This is a genomic window from Bradyrhizobium sp. MI1.3 (genome assembly GCF_055811695.1).
On the sequence record NZ_JBVVPQ010000005.1, the window covers coordinates 59,669 to 78,268 of the forward strand.

The window sequence follows — 18,600 nt, forward strand, 5'->3', positions numbered from 1 at the left end:
GAGTTCCGGGCCCGCACACACGCGATCCGAGCTGTGCTCGCTTCACCGTGCGTATTGGCGCGTCTGTTGCTCGACAGGTCGACTTCTAGCGAGGCGTGCGTGCCATCTTCGCCGGCCGCCACCGTGAGAGGTTGAACGCCGAAAAGTCAATCGCTGCGTGCATTCGCGGCGACCAGGAAAAAGCGGCAAAGCTGCGGCTGTCAAGGATACATCAGGGTAGAACGGAGCTTATCCCCGTAATAAACCCAATGCTGTTAGGGGTTCTGGGTGCGTATGGGAGGATCAATAATGGCAAACGTCGAACAATTGCGCAGGCGGGACGGAGTAAACCTGGTCCAGCTCGAGGAGGACATTGCATCGATACGCTCGGGAAGCTCTCTTGCTTCCATTGCGCTGCCTGATTACGTCGAGCACACCGCGGGCGTGACGCGCGTCGGCGCGCTCAGTGCAGAGGCGGTCGTTCGGGACTATGAGTCCGCTGCAAAAGAGATCGAGGCCATGGGCACCGAGTTGATCGACGCCGCGCAAAAATGCGAGGCGCTGACAGCCCAGGTCCATGATGCGATCGCCTTCATGCGAGAAACGGCGGCGGAGTATCGTGAAGAGGGTCGGAAGATCTTCAGGCGCATCGAAGAATGCGCGCTGTTCACCGAAGACGTCCGCAAGACATGCGAACAGGTCAAGCGCAGAATGGTCGACGTCTCGCTAGGCTCATCGTCCAACGAGGAGTTCGCATCGCAACAGCCCGAGTTGAACGGGATCGCCGCCAAGGTGTCGATGAGCGAGATACGGTGAGGCGGGCGTAGATAGCGCGTAGGGTGGGTTGAGCTCAAGGTCGTAGGATGGGTTGAGCCCTTACGAGACCCATCATCTCTCGCCGATCGAGCGGTGATGGGTATCGCTTCGCTCCACCCGAGCTGGAGCCAACAATCAATAGCGGCCGCCGTGGCCCTTTTGCTGCGTGATCCAGTCCGACAATGTTTTCGGTGTCGATCCCACGGTCCGGCCCGGCGATGCCTTCGGATTGTCGCGACCGCCTTTCGTCGAACGGGTGCGCGGCGCTTCCGTTCCGTTGACGCTCTTCGAGCCAGCCATAGATGCTTCCGCAGCTTCCTTCTCGAGGCGCAGCTGTTTCAATCGCGCCATCTTGATGCGCTCTGCCTCGACTGCGGGTCCTTCGGAGAGCAGCGGCCTGTGTTGAGCGACCTCCGCCGGGACGATGACACCGAGTATCGTCGTCTCGCCGAGCGCCTTGCAGGCTTCGAGCCGATGCAGTCCCTCGACCAGAACGAGGCGGTCTCCGTCGAGCCGGACGGAAATGGGTTCCTGTTGTCCGATGTCCAGCATACTTTCAGCGATCTCTCCGACGGTCTCGGGCTTGATGGCTTTCTTCTGCTTCGTGGGAACGAAGATCTTCTCGATCGGGAAGCTTTCCGGTTTGGGCATAACTTGACTCCGCTTCTACCGGGCCCGTCGGAACCGATGCCGGCGGTGGTCGGAGTTTAGGAGGGAAGGGCTCGACCGCAAAGGTAATTTCGGCAGCGGGGTGTTGATGGGCTCGTAGGATGGGTTGAGCCCTTGCGAAACCCATCCCTTCTGTGGATTTGGCGGCAATGCGTATCGCTTCGCTCCACCCATCCTACGTGCTGTCGCCGCAATACCGAGCACATGTCGCTGTCGTAGACCTCGGGCTTGCCTGCAGCTTCCGGGCGACGCATCCGCAGGGCGGATCGGCCACTTAGGCGGCGTGTTCCGGGGAGCGCGTGACATCGCCGCGTCCCGCGAGAAGGCCGGCAACGGAGATATCTTCGTCAAGCGCTTCCCAGTGCAGGCCGACGCGGCTGAGCTCGACCTGGTTGCGTTCGTCTGGCGTTGCATGGAGCAGGCGCGGAAACCACGCAAGCGGGATCCCGAGTGTCCTTCCATCGGACAGTTCGACCCACATCGTGTGTTCGTCGAAGCGAACGCTAGTTGCCGAAATGGTCATGCCAGGCCTTCAGGAGAAGATCGCGATTGTCTTCCACGACGCGCAGGATATTCGAAAGTTCCCGCGGATTGAAGCCATAACTGTCGGCTATTGATATGCCAGGCTCAAGCCAAATCTTGGCGTCCCGGCCGCCGCCTTTGACATGAATATGGGGCAGCTCGGGTGGCTGCCCCTCATTTGAGAAGAAGTAGTAACGCAAGCCGCCCTGGCGTAATGCAACTGGCATCAATGCCTCCGGTCTGGCTTTCACCAAAGAAAGCCCGTGATCGAAGTTTTCGACCCCTTGTTTTATAGAGCCAGCCAAACGAACTTTTCTGCGACCAGCCCGCGATTCACAGGATAGTGCGCCCGTGAGCAGTGTGGGCGCTCCGCTTTGGACGATGGCCGAGTGGGCATAGATGCTAATTTCTCGGCATTTGAAGCGCCGACGCAACAATCACGACGCAGGTCGCGAAAGCTCCCAACGGAAAGCGCAAGGCAGCGCGCGAGGCGAGTTCCGGATGCTGGTCAGATGATCGAGACGAGGAACGGTAGGGGAGAGAGTGGGAATCTCTCCCCCCATGCCGAAAATGCGCGAAAACCCGCAGAAAACAAGGATTCCTAAAGAGCCCGGCCGAGTTTTGTGACCACCGCTGTGTACCACTCGCGCGGCCGATTCGGCCGTTAACCTCGGGCAAATTCGGCGCGTCCGGGGACGGTGCGTTCCAAGCCCGGGCAGCAGAGCGGGAGGCGAAGAAGCATTCGGAAACGAGCGGTTCTCGATCGGGACGAGTACCGACGCCGAGGAAAGCCGGTGAAGTAGGCGTGTTCGTTTCTGCATCCGAGATCGGACGTACCGGGCTCGACCGCGGCAGAAACGGAAAGTCGGAATCCCGCTTCTGCCGATCTCCGGGAGACGATCAGGGGGCCGCCACTGCAACCGTTTCTTCGATGATCTTCGGTCGTCCATTTTCGCTGGCGAGGATGGACGAGTAATAACCGTGAAACGGCCGGTCTCCTACCTTGGCCTGCCATGTTCCCGCGTTGAAGACGAATGCGCCCTCGGAGCGCGACAGGGTTCTTTGAACCGAATAGTCATGCAGCCCGAGCTTGAGAGCGTCGCCGAAGCTCTGGCGAATGGCGTCCCTGCCTTGAAAGATGCCGCTGGGCGTCACCCGCACGGCGTTCTCGGTAAATGCCGCGGCCATGGCATCCAGATCACCGCGATTGTACGCTTCCGAAAACTGCTTGTGCATCTCGTCCATGGCGGCAGCATCAAGCGTCTCTCCCGCAATCGAGATGCGCGGAATGGCGAGCAGCAGGGAAAGGATAAAAGTCGCTGATCTGAACGCCATGCTCCCTCCGTCGCATTGACCGTCGATTGATCGCTCTGATCAATCGAGCGTTGTCTCACTGTACACGATCCATCGAGTGTCGGGATTTCAAAGGTCCGTGTTGGTCGACTGCCGCATTCGCCGGGCCGATTGCGCTGATCGGCTCGCGTCCCGAAATCTGCCCCTCGGCGTTCTGGGCGAAGGGCAGCCAACGGCTAGAAGCTGCCCCGGACCCCGACCGTGCCGAACCTGCGCTTCCACTTCTGAGCCTGGCCGTTTCGATCGAGCCGCGGCTCCGTGGCCGCCCGGCGGTCTTGCGGCTTCTGCCGAGAGCGACCTGCCCGGTCAACGAAGGCAGGCGACGGATCGGACGGCGCATCGTCGCAGCCGAATGCTGCCGAGCCGCACTCTCCCTCTTGCCAAGGGTGGGTTAGAAGGTAAGAATTCGCGGGGTTTGCAGCACTCTTGATTTTGACGTCGTGAGCTAATTTTCTGATGGGGGTCTCCCATGTTCGATCCTGCTACGACCGCGGTTTTACGCGCGGTGTTGGACGAGGTCTGCGAAAGCGTTTCCCGGACCGAGACCGGCACCCGTACCCACGTGGCCTCGAAAATTCTGGAAGCCGTGACCAGGGGCGCCACGTCTCCGGACCAGCTCAAGCAGATCGGACGTCAGGCGCTGACCGAAGCACCTACCATGTGGCGGTAGGCGGACGAGGGCGTCGGATGTGAACTTCCAGGTCACGGTCCTGAAGATCCTGGTGAGCTATCCGGATGGCTTCGCCGTCATGGAGGACCTCAAGCGCGACATGGCCATCCTGGCGACCAGTGGCCGCGATTGGGCGGACCGGACCAAGCGCCTCGCCGCGCGGGTGCCCGATCTCGACATCTTTTCCCACGGCCTGGTCGAACGCATCAGCGGCGGATGGCAGATCACGCCTAAAGGGCGGGCGGTGCTCGAGTTCATGGAAACGCGCCCCGCTGCGCCCGCACCGATCCAAGGGCCCTTGGTCGACGAGGCTACGACTGCGACGATCGCTACGCCGCAGGTTCCTCCGCTGCGGCAACCCGTCGACCGGGCCAAGCGGCGGCGCGAACGCCGCGAACGGCGGCGCGAGGCGCGCGAACGAGCGAGGGCGAACGCCTCCTGAAGTGACCTACAGAGCCGGCAAGGCGTGAAATGGCGAGGACGGGAGCCGAACCCGCGCGCTATAGCCAGCCGCGATCGCTCCGGCGGCCCTGACCACGCCCAGCACCCCGCATTTGAATGGAGGGCCCGTTTCCGCCGACGACAGCACCTGCTGTTTCAAGCCGGCCTGGAAGCGGTCGATGAGGACACAGGGCGTCCTGAGGCCGGTCAGCTCCACGATCGCAGCGGGTCCAAGCTCGATGAGGGTCCCGAGCGGCATCCGCTCGAGGTCCAGGCCGGCAGTGGTGATGTTCTCGCCGAGCTCTCCAGGTCGCACTTCAAAGCCCGCGTCCGAGAGGGAGGCGAAGAGCTCGGACGGGATCAGGTGAACCTGCCGGAGATTGGGTAGGCGCGGCTGTCGGCGGGCGAGATACCGGTGCTTGACGAACGCGCCGGCGTGGGCGTCGCCTTCGACGCCATGGCCTTCCACCAGCATGATCCAGTCCTGCGGCGGTTTGCTGAAGTGGTGACCGCGATCGGCGGCAACTGCGACCACGGTGCCCTCCAGCGAGAAGCCGTGCCCTTGCTGCATCAGGCCGCCCGGGCGAACGAGCGCCGCTTCTGGCGGAGGTAGCGCGTGATCTCCGGAAGAGCCATCGCGTTCAGGACCCGGTCGGCGGGGACACCGCCCTTCCGAGCCATCTCGACGCCCCAGTGCATGTGGTCGAGCTCGGGGATCGAGTGCGCATCCGGATTGATGCTCATCATGCAGCCGAACTCGAGGGCGGCCCGATGCCAGCGCCAATCCAGGTCGAGGCGCCACGGGTGGGCGTTGATCTCGACCACGACGTCGTGCTTGGCACAGGCGCGTAGCACCTTCTCGACATCGATTTCGTAGCCTGGCCGCCGCTGGAGCTGGCGCCCGGTCATGTGGCCGATGATGGTGGTGTAAGGATTGGCGATGGCGCGCCGCAGCCGCTGCGTCTGGGCCTTGCGGTCGAGTTTGAAGCGGCCGTGGATGCTCGCAACCACGAAGTCGAAGCGTTCCAGCACGTCATCCGGGTAGTCCAGCGAGCCGTCGGCCAGAATGTCTGACTCGATGCCTTTGAGGATCCGGAACTCCTTGCCGAACCGCTTATTCAACCGGTCCGCGTCCCGGTGCTGCTGCGCGATCTCTTCCTCCGAGAGACCGCCTGCGTAGTGCGCGGACTTGGAGTGGTCAGCGACCCCGAAATACTCGAAGCCGCGCTGGCGCGTGGCCTTGGCCATTGTCTCCAAGGTCTCCGTGCCGTCGGAGGCATCGGTGTGGCAATGAAGGATTCCGCGCAGGTCCTTGTCAGTGACGAGCTTCGGCAGCTTGCCCTTCAGCGCCAGCTCGACCTCGCCGCGGCCCTCACGGAGTTCAGGAGCGATGAACGGCAGGCCGAGGGCACTATAGATCTGGGCTTCGTCGCCGGCGATTAGGGTGCGACCCTTGTGCAACCCGTCGCTCTCCAGCCGCATTCCTTTCTCCGCGGCCAAAGCCTGGAGCTGTTCAATGTGAGCGGCTGAGCCGGTGCCGAAAAGAAGGGCGGCCCCGAAGTGGTTGCGGTCGGACAAGCGGATTTGCAGTCCGTCCGCCGCCGAAGCATTCGCCACCTTCTCGATCTTGACAGCCTCCGCAACGATCGTGAGGTCGCCGACGAGTTCGCAGCCGCGGCGGAAGTCGCCTGCGATCGTCACGCGCTTGAGCTCCGGCCGAGCCTTGCGGAGCGAATCCTTGGCGTGCTCGAGCAGGGCGGCGGCACGGTGCAGATGGAGGCGACCTTCTCCACTTTTGGCGATGGCCAGATTTTGCAGGATCTTGGTCTGCAGCGCGGCGCCGAGGTCTTTGGCCTTCTTGATGCGGTCGTCCTTGGCGGCGGCCTCCAACTCGGAGAGCGAGGTGATGCCGAGATCCTTGTAGAGCCGCAGCACCTTCTCGGGGCGGAGGCCAGGAACGGCGAGCATCTCGAGCACGCCCTCGGGTATCTCCTTCCGGAGCTTCTCAAGGCTCGGATGAGAGCCCGTCTTGTGAAGCTTGAGGATAATGTCGGCGATCGCCTCGCCGACGCCGGGGATTTCCGTAAGCCGGTCTTCGGCGATGAGCACGTCCAGAGGGACGGCAAGGGCTGCCAGGCTGTCCGCGGCCCGCGTGTAGGCTTTCGCCCTGTACGGGTTGCCGCCACGCAACGCCGTCCGCTGTCCGTATTCTCGCAGGAGACTGACGATGGTGCGAACGTCAACGGAAGCCACTCAACGAGCCTCCCGTTCCGCGCCCGGCCTCACCGGAGCAAAGGCTCTTTTAGCGGGTGGGCCGTCATCGCGCCCGCGATCGAGAGATGCCTCAAGTTTCTGCGCTGCCCGGAAGTCCTCAAGATGCTGCGTGTTCGGACGGTAGGCGGCCTCTTGCTTGAGGAGATTGTAAATTCGCCCCGCAACCAGCTGCAGATGCTTCATTCTGCCGCGCGGCAGCGATCGGGCTTTGCAAAGAGCCCGGACGGCGTAGGCGCGGAAGTAATCAAAAGCGTCCGACATGATATCAGTCAACGCAGGCAATCTCCGCTAGTTCAGTCGGCATCGGCCAGATTGACGGCTGCCGGGTCGTCATTGAGGACTGGGCGTGGCCACCGCGATCAAGGGCGCGGACCGAAGGCGTTTGCCGGAACACCTCACCGCCCCCGATGTTACAATTATCGTGAGTAAGGTAGGTAGAGCGCCCGCCGTCGGCCCTAACCCGCGGTGGTTTTTTTGTGAGTGGCGTAGCGTGGCGAAGCGTATCAAGGCACCGGCCGCCAAACCGGAAGCCGCTCGAATGCCGGGGTTCATCAGCCCCCAATTGGCGACCCTGAAGGGCAAGGCGCCTTCGGGAGCGCAGTGGATTCACGAAATCAAATATGACGGCTACCGCATCCAGCTCCGCATCGACGGGGATGATCGGCGAGCCTACACGCGCAACGGCTACGATTGGATCAGCAAGTTCTCGAGGATAGCTGGCGCTTTCGATCTCGAAGGGCAGGCCATCGTCGACGGCGAGGTTGTCGTCATTCATGAGGGACGCACGAACTTCTCCGAGCTGCAGGCCGACCTCGGCCGCGGCGATCAGGACCGTCTGATCTACTTCGCGTTCGACCTGCTGTGGCTCGACGGGAAGGACCTGCGCAGAGAGCCCCAGATCGAGCGGAAGAGGCAGCTCAAGGAGCTGATCGAGCAGCACAAGCTCGAAGAGCCCATCTTCTACAGCGAGCATCACGAAGGGGACGGCCAGGCCCTGTTCGCCGCCGCCAGCAAGTTGAACTACGAGGGTATCGTCTCCAAGCGTGTGGATGCGCCGTATCGCTCGGAGAGGGTCGAGGCCTGGCGGAAGATCAAAGTCGTCCGAAAAGGCAAATTCCCCGTGGTCGGCTTCGTCAAAGACCCTTCCGGGGTGGCCGCTCTCTATCTGGGCAAAAAGGAAGGCAAGGACCTGCTCTACATGGGGAAGGTCGGCACGGGATGGAATCGAACCACATCGGCGCAAATCCGCAAGGCGCTCGATACGGTAGTCAGTCCGAAGCAGAAGCTGACGAAGACCATCCGTAAGCCCAAGGCCACCTGGGTCGAGCCCAAGTTCTATGCCGACATCGAGTACCGCGACATCACCTCCGAAGGTCTTCTGCGCGCCAGCTCATTCAAAGGACTGAGTAGAGGAACGCGCCGTTCATAGCCGCGTTTTCCTGCGTGTGCGTGGAGTACCGGCCATGGATCCGGAAAGGCGAGTTTCGAAGGCATTGGCAGAGGCACAGACGATTCTGGCCCGGTATGTTGAGCCGGGTCCTAGAGATTGCGAGCGAACCATAAATCAGCTGCTGGACGTGCTCGACGACGAAGCGGTCGTGCAGGCGGTCGAGGAATCGAAAATGGAAAAGCCCACCGCAGAACAACTCGCCGAACTCAAAAGGCTCAGCGCGATAGCGCGCGTGCCGGATGAGTCGGAGATCGTCACCTCGAAGGAGGAGGCTGAGATCCGGATCCGCGACCTGAAGGACAAGGCAAGGATGGAATGACGCCCGATTAGCCGATGAGGAGCCCGCGCGCCGAAATGACATCCAGCGCTAAGAACTCGGTCCCGGCGGGGTCCCGGAAAAGAAAACCCGGCGAAGATGAAGTCTCGGCGAGAGACAAGCAGACGCTTACTGCATGAATCCGATGGACACATTCGATCCCGATATGCCCTGTCGCGTCCACGACAAAGTCAACGACCAGATCTTTGAATGGAATCCTCAATGGGCATCGATGTTTCGCGAGTACGGGGCGACGGATGAAGGCGTCGTGGCTTGGGACGGCCTGTTGCTCGACGGATGGGCTCCCATCATGCATGACCATCCAAGCGGCCACTGACCGGCATTGGGCAGGCTAGACATGTGCCATCCGGTCGCTGATCCCACCTGAAGGACCAGATGCTGCATCGCTCCATGGTCGTTCGCCTCGCCACCCACAGCTTCTTTGAGGGAACCCGGCGAATCCTTGATGCGTTGCACCGCCATAGTTTCGCAGACGGAGAAGCAAATAGCAGCGAAGAAGAAGACGGCACGTGGACGCAAACAGGACCGCGCGCAAGTGGCAAAAGGTCAGGACTATGAAGTGCGATATGAAGCCAAGAAAACCGGCCGCTCGGCATCAGCGGTGAAGAAGGCCGTGAAGAAGGTCGGCAATAGCCGCAAGCGTGTCGAGAAGCGTCTCGCCCGCTAGGCAGAGGCGTCCAAGCAAGGTCGTCAGATTCGGCTGGAAAAGCGGGTGAAGGCGGTCAGCGTCTGCAGGCGCGGCTCCACGTCGCGCAGGTAGATCTCGGTCTGGAGAAACGCGAGCTCGGTGTCCAGCGCGGACTCGCGGACGTCGACGTACCAGGACTTTGGCCGACCGTCCGTGCCGTCGCTCCAACGATAGCCGCGGCGCTTCAGCGAATCCTTGAGTTCGAACGGCGACTGTTCGGCCCAGATCCGGACGGTCTTCTGCCGTGCGCTCTGGAGCAGGACAGCGAGCGCGGGCGCGCCTGTCGTTGGTAGGTCGAAGTCCAAGATCTCGAGCAGCGCGTGACAGTCGTCAACCGCACGGTGCGCCTGGTGGAAATAGCCGGCGCCATTCAGAAGGTAGCCGAGCTTCGCTCCCTCGAAGCCGTGCTGCCGCCAATCGACCTCGGTCGCGGAGCATGCCCATGCCTTCCGCTCGAAGACGGGCCAGTAGCGTTCGGAAAACTTCCGATCGAATCCACTGTTATGCGCGATGACCAGGACCACGGATTCATCGACGAAGGCGTTCACAGCTGCCTCGTCGATTTTGTGACCTGCCACCATATCATCGGTGATGCCGGTGAGCGCGATCACCTCGGGTGGGATCGGCGCAGTGGGCTCGTTGAAGGCGGAGAAAGTATCCCTGACCCCGACGATCCTGCCATCCGGGGTGTAATCGAATTTGACCATCCCGAGCTCGATGATCTCGTGCGTGGCGTGATCAAGACCGGTCGTCTCGGTGTCGAGCAGGATGCCGATCTTGGTTTCCCGTCCGGAGGCCGGCATCGACGTCGGCCGCGGCACCAGGCGCCGCAGCACCCGGTAGTCCGTCGACTGGCTCAAGGCCTCGGCCATCACGGCCAGATCCGATGCGTCTTGAAACATCTCTTCTCGTGAGCCGACGAGGTAGTCATGTGAGGCCCCACAATATCGGGAGCGCCGGTCACGGGATATCTGAAAGACAAGCAATTCACGGGCTTTTCGGGCGTGTCGGAGCAGTTGGGTCGTCTTGCAGGTGCGCTCGCGCAGCGCGGCTGCCTAGCGCGAGCGGTACGATGTGGCGCAGCCGGGCCACTGCCAAGGCGCCGCCGCTGAGCCGTCTTCCCCGCTTGTTTAGCGGGCTGAAGGCTGGTCGCACTACGGCGCGTTAACGCTGTGGCGTGTAGGTTTCGGGGCCATGCAGTACACCGACGGTTCATTCGCCGATGTGAAGTCCATCAGTCAGCAGGCCATGTGCCGGTACTGGGCACGCACGGCCGGCGATCTGCGCTTCCCTTCGCTCGATCAGTTCAGGCCGGAAGCGCGCCTGCATGATCCAAAACAACTGATCATCTGGAGTGTTGAGCGCCGGGCAGACGGGCACACGTTTCGAGCGCTTTACCAAGGCGCCAGCGTAGGAGAGGTCTTCAATTCGAGCTGGGCCGGGAAATCGATGGACGAGGTTCTGCCGCCGGCGTTGAAGGAGTTCGGTCTAGCCGCCGCCGAACAATGCGTGTCCAGCGGCTGCGCCATCTACAATGTGTTTTCGACTTACAACAGCGGCGGCCATGCGATCGATTGCGAGCGCTTGCTCCTGCCTTTGGGAAGGGAAGGCCGGGTCGAGCAAATGGTTGGGTCGCTTCAACTGATCAGCATGGCGGGATCGTTCGACCGCGAGACCGTCATCCGACACTTCGAATGGAAAACGGACGTATCCTGCGCAATCCGCATCTACGCTTCAGGGGGTCTCCGGCAATCATCGCAATCGACACGCGAGGAGCGGGAAGCGCACCGCACTTCTTAGCCGGATGCGCGGCTAAGAATGGGGCCCGCCGGGCGGGCATCTCCAGACGGCTCGACAGCCCCGGCGTATGGTGCCGACCCGGATTGCTACGGTCCCACTGGGGCGTGATCGTTTACGATCTGCAGCTATAATTGCATCCATGGATCCCCCGTACGACCCCAAGCGCGAGGCCGCCGCGGCCATGAAGCTTGCCGCCGAAGCCACGGGCGCAGAGCGGCAGAGATGGATCACCGCCGCCCTGGCGTGGTCGGAGCTCACTCGCCTACGCGGGGCTGCCGAGCACAACGTGCCGGAAGGGTGGCCTACGCGGCAGCTCGTTACCGAGGCAAGGCGCCGCGCCTTCCGGGACCCCCTTCCAAGGCGCTAGGAGCGAGTTCAGAGGGCAACGCGATGCCGCACCACCCGCTCACGGCATCAAATCCTCGCCGGTGAGGCCAGGACCACCGGCTGGGTACGTGAGCTTGGCCCTGGGGAAGCGTCTGTCGGCAGATCTCTCGCGCGCTGCGGCGCCAGGCTTCATCGGGTGCGCGGTGCGGCACCATCAAGAACGACACGGGTGTGGGCGTCACGCCTCGCCGGGTCCGGAGAAGCTCGAAACAGGCGGCGTCGTGGGAGAAGCCGGCAGCGGCCGCTCGGTCGGTCCGGACGCCGAGGGCTGGCCTCCCCTGCTGTCATACCGCTTGGCGAGATCCAGGAGACGACGCCGGGTGAACGGATCAGCCTTCTCGGCCATACCCCGGACCCTTTGGGCCAGACCTCGGTAGAACTCCTGCTCCATGACACGCCCCTCAACATCACTGCCCAGAGTTGAGTGCTGTGCGGCGGTGGAGTCAAGAAGGCGCGCAACAGTGCGTGAACCCGACCTAATTTTTATCGGCCAGCTTGAGCTCGCGATCTCGGCTGAACTAGAGTGCCATCGCAGGGGAAAAATAGATGGCCATGCTCCATCCGATCCGGAAGGCGTGCCCGACGTGCGGCAAGCCGATGAAAGCTATGTCCGACGAAGCTTCAGAACGGCCGCCGCGGTACGTCTGCACCAATTGCAACGATGACCCGCTACGCGACCCCGCCGCCCGCAAGTGGGCGGACGGCCCGCTACGCCCTCCGGAGCCGTAGGCGTTCGAGCCGCGCGTGGTCTTGGTGTCGAACATGGAACGGGCTCGGCCGGATACCGTTGATGTGGTGGGCCCGCGCGAATGCATGGCCTGCGTGGCTCCGCCCCCAAGCCCCCCAGCCCCCAAAAGGCGAGGCCACGCTCATTCCTCCTCGTCCTCGCGCAGAATTTTTCGTCATCACTAACTTGCGTGAATCGCAGTCTGGGCGGGTTCATGCAAGATCCCGCTTTCGCTGGGGGAGACCTCCAATGTTCGATTCTGAAACCACCGCGCTTTTGCGCGCGGTCCTCGACGAAGTGTGCGAGAGCGTGTCACGCTATGAGACCTCTGCCCGCACCCACGTCGCCTCCATGATCCTCGAAGCCGCCAGCAAGGGCGAGACATCGGTCGACGGGCTGAAGGAGATCGGCAGGAGTGCACTTCGCGAGGCGCCAGTCGTGCGGCATTGACGCTGCTCTCAAGCAGTGCGGCGGCGCCGCCCGGCCTCTAAGGCGTGTAGCGACAAGAGCCATGTCCGGTTTGCCGTCAACACCTGCCCAAGAGTGGATCGCCTCCGAGGTCGCAGATGGGCCAGAACTGGAAGTCGCTTGCCGGCTAAGAAAGTTGCGCCCACCGAGGCGGCCTTACTCGTTTCTTACCTGGTGGTCGTGCTTGCGATAGCGCATCATCTCAAGCTGCAATGATTGCCGCTCGGCATCTGATCGCTGCATGCGGATCATTTCGCGAAGCGAGGCAGCTTCGTCCATCGCGCGTTGAGCGCGGTCCAAGAGTGCGTGAGTTTCGGGGCTGAATCGTTCTGGCACAAGGCGCCCTTCCGTTTCGAGGCGGGAGCGCTGTGGCGTCTCTCAGTCAACGGGCGCCTTGGATCATGGCCCGTGATGGCTGCTAACGTATCACAAGCGACACGGGTCGCAAATCTCAGTTCTGGTCGCCAATTTGCTCTTGCAGGATCCGCCGGCCTTTATCCTCCCGGGAGGGAGTGGAAGGAGGAGGTGGTTCCCTTGTTGGTCTCCGCCATGGGGCGCTCACTCTTCCTGATCGGGGTGCAGTTCGGCCTTCTTGGCGATCAGCTCCGCGATTAGTTCGCCAATCCCTCTGGTCGCAATCGCGTCATTCACGCGAGAAGCCATCTCTCGATACCGTTCGATCTTCTGGTCGAGATCGATGCACTTCTCACACATAGGCCGCCCCGTTGCGGGTCTACAAGGTTCCTCAATTAACAAATGATCGTAACGTTCCAAAAACAACAGGCGAAGGAAAACCAATCAAATTAGGATCCAGTGAAGACCGAATGACGATCAACCGATCTACGCTTCACCCGGACATCGCGCTAACCGCTTGGCGTCAGATGGAGATAGGTCCGATCGAACCCTGCCAAGTCTTTCAACCGCTCCTCATCGAGCAAGTTGAAGCCCGATCTGTCCGTTTCCACCAACCGTTCCCCGCGCAGAGCTTGAAGGGTACGGTTCGTATGGACCACTGAAAGTCCCAAACAATCGCCAAGGTCAATTTGAGTGATGGGCAAGCTAAACTCTCCCCCCCGAGTGCGCCCGATTGCTTGAAGCCGCTCGTGCACTTCCATCAACAGGTGAGCCATTCGCTGCAGCGCGGGCCGCCGCCCGACATTCACGATCCATTCGCGGAAGATAGAACCATCGATCAGCGTCTCTCGCCACAAGGCAGCGGCCAGGTGCGGGTGTCGTGCCGTCACTTCCGTCAGCTCGGTGTGCGAAATGAACCCCAGCGTGCAAGGCGAAAGGCTGACCAGATCGTGGTCCATGATCCCGAGGTGAAGGCTTTGAAGGTCAGGTATGTCACCGGGAATATGCAAGGACAGGACTTGTCGCTCTCCGTCGGCGGTGGTTTTCGAGCGGAAGGCAAACCCCTCAACGATCAAGCAGCACTCGCCCGGACGAACGCCATCCGCGACAATAATTTCACGGGCGCCGAGATGCCGCTCACGAATGCGCAGGCCCTGAATGGCGCGGATGTCCTCGCCATCCAGATGGTTCGACACAGCGAGTTTGGTAATGAGCGCTGACGCAAGATTTGCCGGCATCGGATCACCCTCGTGCGACCTGAATGACGACACGCCACTCCCGGCCTGATAGGCGGGAGCCCGCTTGAACTCTCAGCGCCGGCGCCCAATGGTATCTGCCGGCGATAGAAACTAACTTAGCCGGAAAGAAACAGGTCCTGTGCGCCTCAGACGGTACTTTTGGCCAGTTTAGCGCCAACGCATTGATCCAAGTTAAGAAAGCGCCGCAACAACTGCGTAACGACCATGGATCCGCAGCGCTAAGTCGGATGCCGGATCCTGCTTCATTCGCGTTCGGCAGCCCAGGTCTCGACCTCTTCCGGCGCCGTCGGGCACGGGGATCGCCTTCGGGTGGATGGCGCTCAGGCGCCTGGGCTCATGCGGTCTTTGCGCCGGGCCAAGGGATAACCTGACCTGCCATCACCAGCCGATCGCGACCGCTTTCCTTGGCCGCATAGAGCGCCCGGTCTGCCGTCGCGACAAGGGCATCTTCGGTCATACCTTGGATGGGGGTGTTGGTGGTGCCTCCGAGGCTGACCGTGACGAGCTTGGAAGGAAGATTTAGAGCGTGCAGCATGCTGAGTTCGCGCAACGCCTTCCGAACTCGCTCACTCACCTCGACGCATCCCTCCGCGCCGGTGTTGGGCAGCAAAAGCGCGAACTCCTCGCCGCCGTACCGAGCCGCCAAGTCGGCGGGCCTACGAACCTGCTCGGCCAAAATCCTGCCCAGCGAGCGCAGGCAGGCATCGCCCGCCTGATGTCCATATTGGTCGTTGAACTTCTTGAAGTGGTCCACGTCGATCAGCAGCAAGGAAAGCGGCTTTCCATCGCGCTTGGCCCGGGCCCATTCCTCGGCAAGACGTTCGTCGAAGTGGCGGCGGTTTGCCAGTCCCGTCAGACCGTCAGAGGTGGCAAGCGCCGCCAGCTTGTCCTGCAGATCCTTTTGCTCGGTCATGTCACGTGAGATGGCGACCACCCCGTCGATCTCGTTGCCGAGCGCGGAGCGGGTGACCCGCAGCGCCGTCTCGACCCAGATCTCGTTCTTTGCCCGGGTGCGGGTCCGGTAGATGATCCGCGCCTCTTCGGCTTCGCCCATCTTGAGGGATGTGATCGCCTGCTCCACCCGGGGACGATCCTCAGGATTGATCCCCGCGAGCGCCGGCGTGCCAAGCAATTTGGTAGGCTCCCACCCGAGAACGCGCGTGCAGGATGGCGAGACGTAAAGGATTCGCTCGTCCAAACCGATGCGCATGACGATGTCGCTCGACTGCTCGGCCAACAGGCGAAAGTCCGCCTCCTTGGCCACCAACGCCACCGCCATGCGTTGCCGCTGCGAGAGGTAGCGCACCAGAAAAAACCCGATCAGCGCGATCGCCAGCGTCAGTCCGGTGACGATGCTCATGCGCACCGCGGCCTGTCGACGCCACGGCTCGAGAACGTCGTCCTCTGCCTTGGTGGCGACGGTCAGGATCGGATAACGGGTGCTCAGCCGATAGAAACTCAGACGTTGCCGCCCGTCGAGCGGAGACTTGAAGTAGGAGACGCCGGCATTCGGTCCCTTGTGCAAATTCGAAAAGAGCGGTGTTTTGGACAGGTCCCGTCCCACGTAGGTGCCCTGGTCGTCGCCGCTGCGCGCCAACATGATTCCGTCGGCGCTGAGCAGGGACACCGCGCCGTTTGGACCGATATCGAACTGCTTGTAGAATTCGGCGAAGTACGCGACGTCGATGCTCGTCAGCACCACGCCCGCGAAACTGCCGTCCGGATGATTGAACCGCCGAGACGCGGTGATGATCCACTGGCCGCCCGAACGGCTTTTGACAGGTCGGCCGATCAGCGTGCCGCGGTCGGCAGATGTGCGATGCTGCTGGAAGTAGTCGCGGTCGCTGTTGTTCAGGCCGGCCGGATCGACGTCCTCGGTGGTGGCGAGCCAGCGGCCGGCATCGTCGTACACGAAGATGCCGCGGATGCGCTTCCTGTTGTATTTGCGCGCCCGAAGGAAGGTCTGGATCTTGGTCACTGCGCCGGCGCTCGTTCCGCCGACCTCCATCCGATCGACCATGCCAGCGAGGATGGTGTCCGCGAGCTCGAACATGTCCTCGGCGTGCTGCGTGAGCGAACTGGCCAGATTGGCCATGTCTACTTCCGCGTTTCTCAGATCGACCCGACGGGCCTCCCATTCCCGCCATCCGCTCACGGCCAGGATGGCGACGCAAGCCAACGCAACGAAGCCCGCGACCCATAGCGGGACGCGAGCTTTACCCACTTCCTTGCGGCTGGTTGGCATCAAGGCGGCTGCTCCGTTCGCAGCACGTTCCCAGCAACGTCTTAACTTCGGCTTGCCTGCGCAGCATCCGGTAGCGGGTTGGTAAATGCCTTGTTGCAGCTCGCTACGAAGCTGGCACCGATCGTGCGGGACCGGTCCCCGCGCGCTGGGAACGCGCAGGGGCCGGTTGAGACGGCAGACGGAGGCGAAGCCGCTTGTCTCGCGGAAAAGCGTGCCGTCGCCCGGTTAAGGCTCCGTGTTGCGAACTGGGTGCCCATTCTGCCTTTGAAGCTCGCGGGCTGGACCGGCCCGGAACGTCTGCAGCTGGCGGTGATCTCTGCCGGCTTCGTCGCGGCCTCAGGTCCGAGGGCGTGGCCCGGGAGAGGGGTCCGGAGGCGGCATGGTCCTTCACGATTGACCTCCGCCCCACGGGTGACGATTGCTGCGGGCGCGAGCGGAACGGCAATTCCCGCCTAGCGGTTTGCACTCCATGAACAGGCTGTACCCGCTGGCGTTGGAACATCGGATCCCGACAGTTGCTCGCTACGGCATCTCGGCCTGCATCATGGTGGTCTGCGCCGTGCTGCAGATGGGGCTTCAGATGCAGACCGGCGCGCGCCAGGGTTCTTCCTGCTGCTGCCGGGCGTGTTCATCTCGGGTCTGATCTTCGACCACGGGTCCGCCATCTTGGCCGCGGTCATCGCCGTCATGGTGGGTCATGGTGGGTGCCCACCTAACCTATCCCGGTGAACTCGTGCTCGACTACCTGTCGACCAACGCGCTCTTCGCGATCACCGCAGCCGGGACAGCGCTAGTAGCCGAATTTCAGCGCATCGAGCTCCGCCGCGTCATGATGGCGGACAAGACCAAAGCATTGCTGCTGCAGCAACTGGCGCACCGGACTAAGAACAATCTGGCGATCCTCGGGGCCATGATCCGACTGAAGGTACGGCATGGCGGGCCAGAGCTCGCGCGCCCGCTGGAAGCGACCGCACGCAGGCTACAGGTGATGGCAGAGGTCTACGACCATCTCTCGCCGAAGGAGGATGCGCGCTCCGTCAACATGCGTTATTTTATGAATGACGTGGTCGAAAAGTCTTCGAGTCGCTGGGCTCATCCGCGCCTGTGGCTTTTCAGGTGTCCTGCGAGGATTTCTCGCTGCCGCACAGCCAGGCGCTTGCGATCGGCATCATCACCAACGAGCTCGTCACCAACTCGCTGAAATACGTATTTCCGGGCGAGACGGCCGGGCACATCTCGGCGGCAGCCTTGGTTCAGAAGGCCTTATCGCCTTCGCCTCCGATCACAATGAGATCGCGTGGGCGCTGGCTCCCGCCACCGCAGGTGCAGAAAATCCTTGTCTACGGTGATCCGTCGCACCGCAAGGGAGCGTTACGGACTTGCACGCGGTTCAGCCTGGCGCTGTCCGCGGCTGTCGCGACAGCGTGAGCGCCAGATCGGCACGCACATCCTATAGGGGCAGCGCCCCTCAAGTGGAGATAGCTTATGAAAATGCGACTGCTTGTTTCTGCGGCGATGGCCGCCATGGTTGTTACGGTCCCTGCCACTGTCAGCTTTGCGAAGGACAAGACTGTCATGGTCGGTGGCGCCGCAATGTATCCTAGCAAGACCATCGTCGCGAACGCTGTGAAATCAAAGGATCACACGACTCTGGTCGCAGCGGTCAAGGCGGCTGGCTTGGTAGATACACTATCTGGGCCAGGTCCGTTTACGGTGTTCGCGCCGACCAATGCTGCTTTCGGGAAGCTCCCAAAAGGTACGGTCGAAACGTTGGTCAAGCCTGAGAACAAGGCGACCCTGACCAAGATTCTCACGTACCACGTGGTTCCGGGCAAGCTCAGCGCGGACCAGCTCATGGACGGGCAACGGCTGATGACGGTTGAAGGCGAACCGCTCACGGTCAAAAAGTCTGGCGGCAGGGTGATGATTGTCGATGCAAAGGGTGGTGCAGCGACCGTGACAATCGCGGACGTCAACCAGTCCAACGGCGTCATCCATGTCGTCAACCAGGTTCTAATGCCGGCAAGTTAGCGCCGGCCGCGGGGGGGGGGGGGGGGCGCCGCCCCCCCCGCCCCCCCCCCCCCCCCGGGGGTGGCGCGAAGGATACGGGCCAATATTTATTTTTTGAAGGTTTGGGCTACCCCCCGGCGCCCCCGGGGGG

At 62.2% G+C, this 18,600-nt stretch carries 23 protein-coding genes; 11 read left to right on the plus strand and 12 right to left on the minus strand.

Annotation, left to right across the window (positions count from 1 at the left end):
• Positions 1-273 precede the first annotated feature (273 nt).
• A complete protein-coding gene (locus AC0L3A_RS04800) occupies positions 274-795 on the plus strand; it encodes a hypothetical protein (RefSeq protein ID WP_088940854.1) in 522 nt (173 codons plus the stop codon).
• Between the two features lie 135 nt (positions 796-930).
• On the opposite strand, the gene AC0L3A_RS04805 is transcribed toward AC0L3A_RS04800, so the two are convergent.
• The 4 genes from AC0L3A_RS04805 to AC0L3A_RS04820 all read right to left on the minus strand — a co-directional run bounded on the left by AC0L3A_RS04805 (position 931) and on the right by AC0L3A_RS04820 (position 3,321).
• Entirely contained in the window at positions 931-1,446 is a 516-nt protein-coding gene (locus tag AC0L3A_RS04805) for a ParB N-terminal domain-containing protein (RefSeq protein ID WP_473253714.1), read from the minus strand.
• Between the two features lie 292 nt (positions 1,447-1,738).
• A complete protein-coding gene (locus AC0L3A_RS04810) occupies positions 1,739-1,987 on the minus strand; it encodes a DUF2442 domain-containing protein (RefSeq protein WP_007591670.1) in 249 nt (82 codons plus the stop codon).
• Complete coding sequence (locus tag AC0L3A_RS04815) at positions 1,968-2,213, minus strand: DUF4160 domain-containing protein (protein ID WP_007591667.1); 246 nt, start codon at positions 2,211-2,213, stop codon at positions 1,968-1,970. Before AC0L3A_RS04815 ends, AC0L3A_RS04810 begins: the two co-directional genes overlap by 20 nt.
• A 673-nt stretch (positions 2,214-2,886) precedes the next feature.
• Positions 2,887-3,321, minus strand: coding sequence for a YybH family protein (locus tag AC0L3A_RS04820; RefSeq protein ID WP_085394927.1), 435 nt, complete (start codon positions 3,319-3,321; stop codon positions 2,887-2,889).
• A 487-nt stretch (positions 3,322-3,808) separates the two neighbouring features.
• Between AC0L3A_RS04820 and AC0L3A_RS04825 the strand changes: the two genes are divergently transcribed.
• A complete protein-coding gene (locus AC0L3A_RS04825; protein WP_085394928.1) occupies positions 3,809-4,009 on the plus strand; it encodes a hypothetical protein in 201 nt (66 codons plus the stop codon).
• A gap of 19 nt (positions 4,010-4,028) precedes the next feature.
• Positions 4,029-4,451: a hypothetical protein gene (locus AC0L3A_RS04830; protein WP_473253715.1), complete on the plus strand. Its 423-nt coding sequence runs from the start codon at positions 4,029-4,031 to the stop codon at positions 4,449-4,451.
• Positions 4,452-4,457: 6 nt separating this feature from the next.
• Here the strand turns inward: AC0L3A_RS04830 and AC0L3A_RS04835 are convergent, their stop codons facing one another.
• The 3 genes from AC0L3A_RS04835 to AC0L3A_RS04845 are packed head-to-tail and all read right to left on the minus strand — an operon-like array spanning position 4,458 to position 6,997.
• Positions 4,458-5,021, minus strand: coding sequence for an MOSC domain-containing protein (locus AC0L3A_RS04835; protein WP_473253716.1), 564 nt, complete (start codon positions 5,019-5,021; stop codon positions 4,458-4,460).
• Positions 5,021-6,703: a helix-hairpin-helix domain-containing protein gene (locus AC0L3A_RS04840; RefSeq protein ID WP_473253717.1), complete on the minus strand. Its 1,683-nt coding sequence runs from the start codon at positions 6,701-6,703 to the stop codon at positions 5,021-5,023. Before AC0L3A_RS04840 ends, AC0L3A_RS04835 begins: the two co-directional genes overlap by 1 nt.
• Positions 6,704-6,997 (minus strand): hypothetical protein, encoded by a 294-nt coding sequence (locus AC0L3A_RS04845; protein WP_473253718.1) that lies wholly within the window; start codon positions 6,995-6,997, stop codon positions 6,704-6,706. It lies immediately after the preceding gene.
• A gap of 217 nt (positions 6,998-7,214) precedes the next feature.
• On the opposite strand from AC0L3A_RS04845, the gene ligD reads away from it, so the two are divergent.
• The 4 genes from ligD to AC0L3A_RS04865 all read left to right on the plus strand — a co-directional run bounded on the left by ligD (position 7,215) and on the right by AC0L3A_RS04865 (position 9,178).
• Positions 7,215-8,153 (plus strand): non-homologous end-joining DNA ligase, encoded by a 939-nt coding sequence (ligD, locus tag AC0L3A_RS04850; RefSeq protein ID WP_473253719.1) that lies wholly within the window; start codon positions 7,215-7,217, stop codon positions 8,151-8,153.
• Positions 8,154-8,187: 34 nt separating this feature from the next.
• Positions 8,188-8,493 (plus strand): hypothetical protein, encoded by a 306-nt coding sequence (locus AC0L3A_RS04855; RefSeq protein ID WP_247452743.1) that lies wholly within the window; start codon positions 8,188-8,190, stop codon positions 8,491-8,493.
• A gap of 142 nt (positions 8,494-8,635) precedes the next feature.
• Positions 8,636-8,827, plus strand: coding sequence for a hypothetical protein (locus AC0L3A_RS04860; RefSeq protein ID WP_473253720.1), 192 nt, complete (start codon positions 8,636-8,638; stop codon positions 8,825-8,827).
• Positions 8,828-8,956: 129 nt separating this feature from the next.
• A complete protein-coding gene (locus AC0L3A_RS04865) occupies positions 8,957-9,178 on the plus strand; it encodes a DUF3606 domain-containing protein (protein WP_473253721.1) in 222 nt (73 codons plus the stop codon).
• Positions 9,179-9,201: 23 nt separating this feature from the next.
• Here the strand turns inward: AC0L3A_RS04865 and AC0L3A_RS04870 are convergent, their stop codons facing one another.
• The gene (locus AC0L3A_RS04870; protein ID WP_473253722.1) at positions 9,202-10,101 is read right to left on the minus strand and encodes a 3'-5' exonuclease; all 900 of its coding nucleotides are present in this window, start codon (positions 10,099-10,101) and stop codon (positions 9,202-9,204) included.
• Between the two features lie 292 nt (positions 10,102-10,393).
• Here AC0L3A_RS04870 and AC0L3A_RS04875 point away from each other — a divergent pair, with 292 nt between their 5' ends.
• The gene (locus AC0L3A_RS04875; protein WP_473253723.1) at positions 10,394-10,999 is read left to right on the plus strand and encodes a PAS domain-containing protein; all 606 of its coding nucleotides are present in this window, start codon (positions 10,394-10,396) and stop codon (positions 10,997-10,999) included.
• A 565-nt stretch (positions 11,000-11,564) separates the two neighbouring features.
• On the opposite strand, the gene AC0L3A_RS04880 is transcribed toward AC0L3A_RS04875, so the two are convergent.
• Positions 11,565-11,777: a hypothetical protein gene (locus tag AC0L3A_RS04880; protein WP_473253724.1), complete on the minus strand. Its 213-nt coding sequence runs from the start codon at positions 11,775-11,777 to the stop codon at positions 11,565-11,567.
• Between the two features lie 585 nt (positions 11,778-12,362).
• On the opposite strand from AC0L3A_RS04880, the gene AC0L3A_RS04885 reads away from it, so the two are divergent.
• Positions 12,363-12,563: a hypothetical protein gene (locus tag AC0L3A_RS04885; RefSeq protein WP_473253725.1), complete on the plus strand. Its 201-nt coding sequence runs from the start codon at positions 12,363-12,365 to the stop codon at positions 12,561-12,563.
• A 576-nt stretch (positions 12,564-13,139) separates the two neighbouring features.
• Here AC0L3A_RS04885 and AC0L3A_RS04890 read toward each other — a convergent pair.
• From AC0L3A_RS04890 to AC0L3A_RS04900, 3 genes are all read right to left on the minus strand, one after another.
• Entirely contained in the window at positions 13,140-13,295 is a 156-nt protein-coding gene (locus tag AC0L3A_RS04890; protein WP_473253726.1) for a hypothetical protein, read from the minus strand.
• A gap of 149 nt (positions 13,296-13,444) precedes the next feature.
• The gene (locus AC0L3A_RS04895; RefSeq protein ID WP_456653495.1) at positions 13,445-14,173 is read right to left on the minus strand and encodes a Crp/Fnr family transcriptional regulator; all 729 of its coding nucleotides are present in this window, start codon (positions 14,171-14,173) and stop codon (positions 13,445-13,447) included.
• Between the two features lie 355 nt (positions 14,174-14,528).
• Positions 14,529-16,439: a diguanylate cyclase gene (locus AC0L3A_RS04900; protein ID WP_456654280.1), complete on the minus strand. Its 1,911-nt coding sequence runs from the start codon at positions 16,437-16,439 to the stop codon at positions 14,529-14,531.
• Between the two features lie 733 nt (positions 16,440-17,172).
• On the opposite strand from AC0L3A_RS04900, the gene AC0L3A_RS04905 reads away from it, so the two are divergent.
• Together AC0L3A_RS04905 and AC0L3A_RS04910 are read left to right on the plus strand one after the other, a co-directional pair.
• Positions 17,173-17,640 (plus strand): histidine kinase dimerization/phosphoacceptor domain -containing protein, encoded by a 468-nt coding sequence (locus tag AC0L3A_RS04905; RefSeq protein ID WP_456653496.1) that lies wholly within the window; start codon positions 17,173-17,175, stop codon positions 17,638-17,640.
• Positions 17,641-17,924: 284 nt separating this feature from the next.
• Positions 17,925-18,470 (plus strand): fasciclin domain-containing protein, encoded by a 546-nt coding sequence (locus AC0L3A_RS04910; RefSeq protein WP_456653497.1) that lies wholly within the window; start codon positions 17,925-17,927, stop codon positions 18,468-18,470.
• Positions 18,471-18,600: the final 130 nt, after the last annotated feature.

What these genes read in the sequence shown, in the direction of transcription:
- AC0L3A_RS04800 (WP_088940854.1), top strand. Translation starts at nt 274, where the DNA reads ATGGGAGGATCAATAATGGCAAACGTCGAACAATTGCGCAGGCGGGAC.
- AC0L3A_RS04805 (WP_473253714.1), bottom strand. Translation starts at nt 1,446, where the DNA reads ATGCCCAAACCGGAAAGCTTCCCGATCGAGAAGATCTTCGTTCCCACG.
- AC0L3A_RS04810 (WP_007591670.1), bottom strand. Translation starts at nt 1,987, where the DNA reads ATGACCATTTCGGCAACTAGCGTTCGCTTCGACGAACACACGATGTGG.
- AC0L3A_RS04815 (WP_007591667.1), bottom strand. Translation starts at nt 2,213, where the DNA reads ATGCCAGTTGCATTACGCCAGGGCGGCTTGCGTTACTACTTCTTCTCA.
- AC0L3A_RS04820 (WP_085394927.1), bottom strand. Translation starts at nt 3,321, where the DNA reads ATGGCGTTCAGATCAGCGACTTTTATCCTTTCCCTGCTGCTCGCCATT.
- AC0L3A_RS04825 (WP_085394928.1), top strand. Translation starts at nt 3,809, where the DNA reads ATGTTCGATCCTGCTACGACCGCGGTTTTACGCGCGGTGTTGGACGAG.
- AC0L3A_RS04835 (WP_473253716.1), bottom strand. Translation starts at nt 5,021, where the DNA reads ATGCAGCAAGGGCACGGCTTCTCGCTGGAGGGCACCGTGGTCGCAGTT.
- AC0L3A_RS04855 (WP_247452743.1), top strand. Translation starts at nt 8,188, where the DNA reads ATGGATCCGGAAAGGCGAGTTTCGAAGGCATTGGCAGAGGCACAGACG.
- AC0L3A_RS04860 (WP_473253720.1), top strand. Translation starts at nt 8,636, where the DNA reads ATGGACACATTCGATCCCGATATGCCCTGTCGCGTCCACGACAAAGTC.
- AC0L3A_RS04865 (WP_473253721.1), top strand. Translation starts at nt 8,957, where the DNA reads ATGCGTTGCACCGCCATAGTTTCGCAGACGGAGAAGCAAATAGCAGCG.
- AC0L3A_RS04870 (WP_473253722.1), bottom strand. Translation starts at nt 10,101, where the DNA reads ATGTTTCAAGACGCATCGGATCTGGCCGTGATGGCCGAGGCCTTGAGC.
- AC0L3A_RS04875 (WP_473253723.1), top strand. Translation starts at nt 10,394, where the DNA reads ATGCAGTACACCGACGGTTCATTCGCCGATGTGAAGTCCATCAGTCAG.
- AC0L3A_RS04880 (WP_473253724.1), bottom strand. Translation starts at nt 11,777, where the DNA reads ATGGAGCAGGAGTTCTACCGAGGTCTGGCCCAAAGGGTCCGGGGTATG.
- AC0L3A_RS04885 (WP_473253725.1), top strand. Translation starts at nt 12,363, where the DNA reads ATGTTCGATTCTGAAACCACCGCGCTTTTGCGCGCGGTCCTCGACGAA.
- AC0L3A_RS04890 (WP_473253726.1), bottom strand. Translation starts at nt 13,295, where the DNA reads ATGTGTGAGAAGTGCATCGATCTCGACCAGAAGATCGAACGGTATCGA.
- AC0L3A_RS04895 (WP_456653495.1), bottom strand. Translation starts at nt 14,173, where the DNA reads ATGCCGGCAAATCTTGCGTCAGCGCTCATTACCAAACTCGCTGTGTCG.
- AC0L3A_RS04900 (WP_456654280.1), bottom strand. Translation starts at nt 16,439, where the DNA reads ATGCCAACCAGCCGCAAGGAAGTGGGTAAAGCTCGCGTCCCGCTATGG.
- AC0L3A_RS04910 (WP_456653497.1), top strand. Translation starts at nt 17,925, where the DNA reads ATGAAAATGCGACTGCTTGTTTCTGCGGCGATGGCCGCCATGGTTGTT.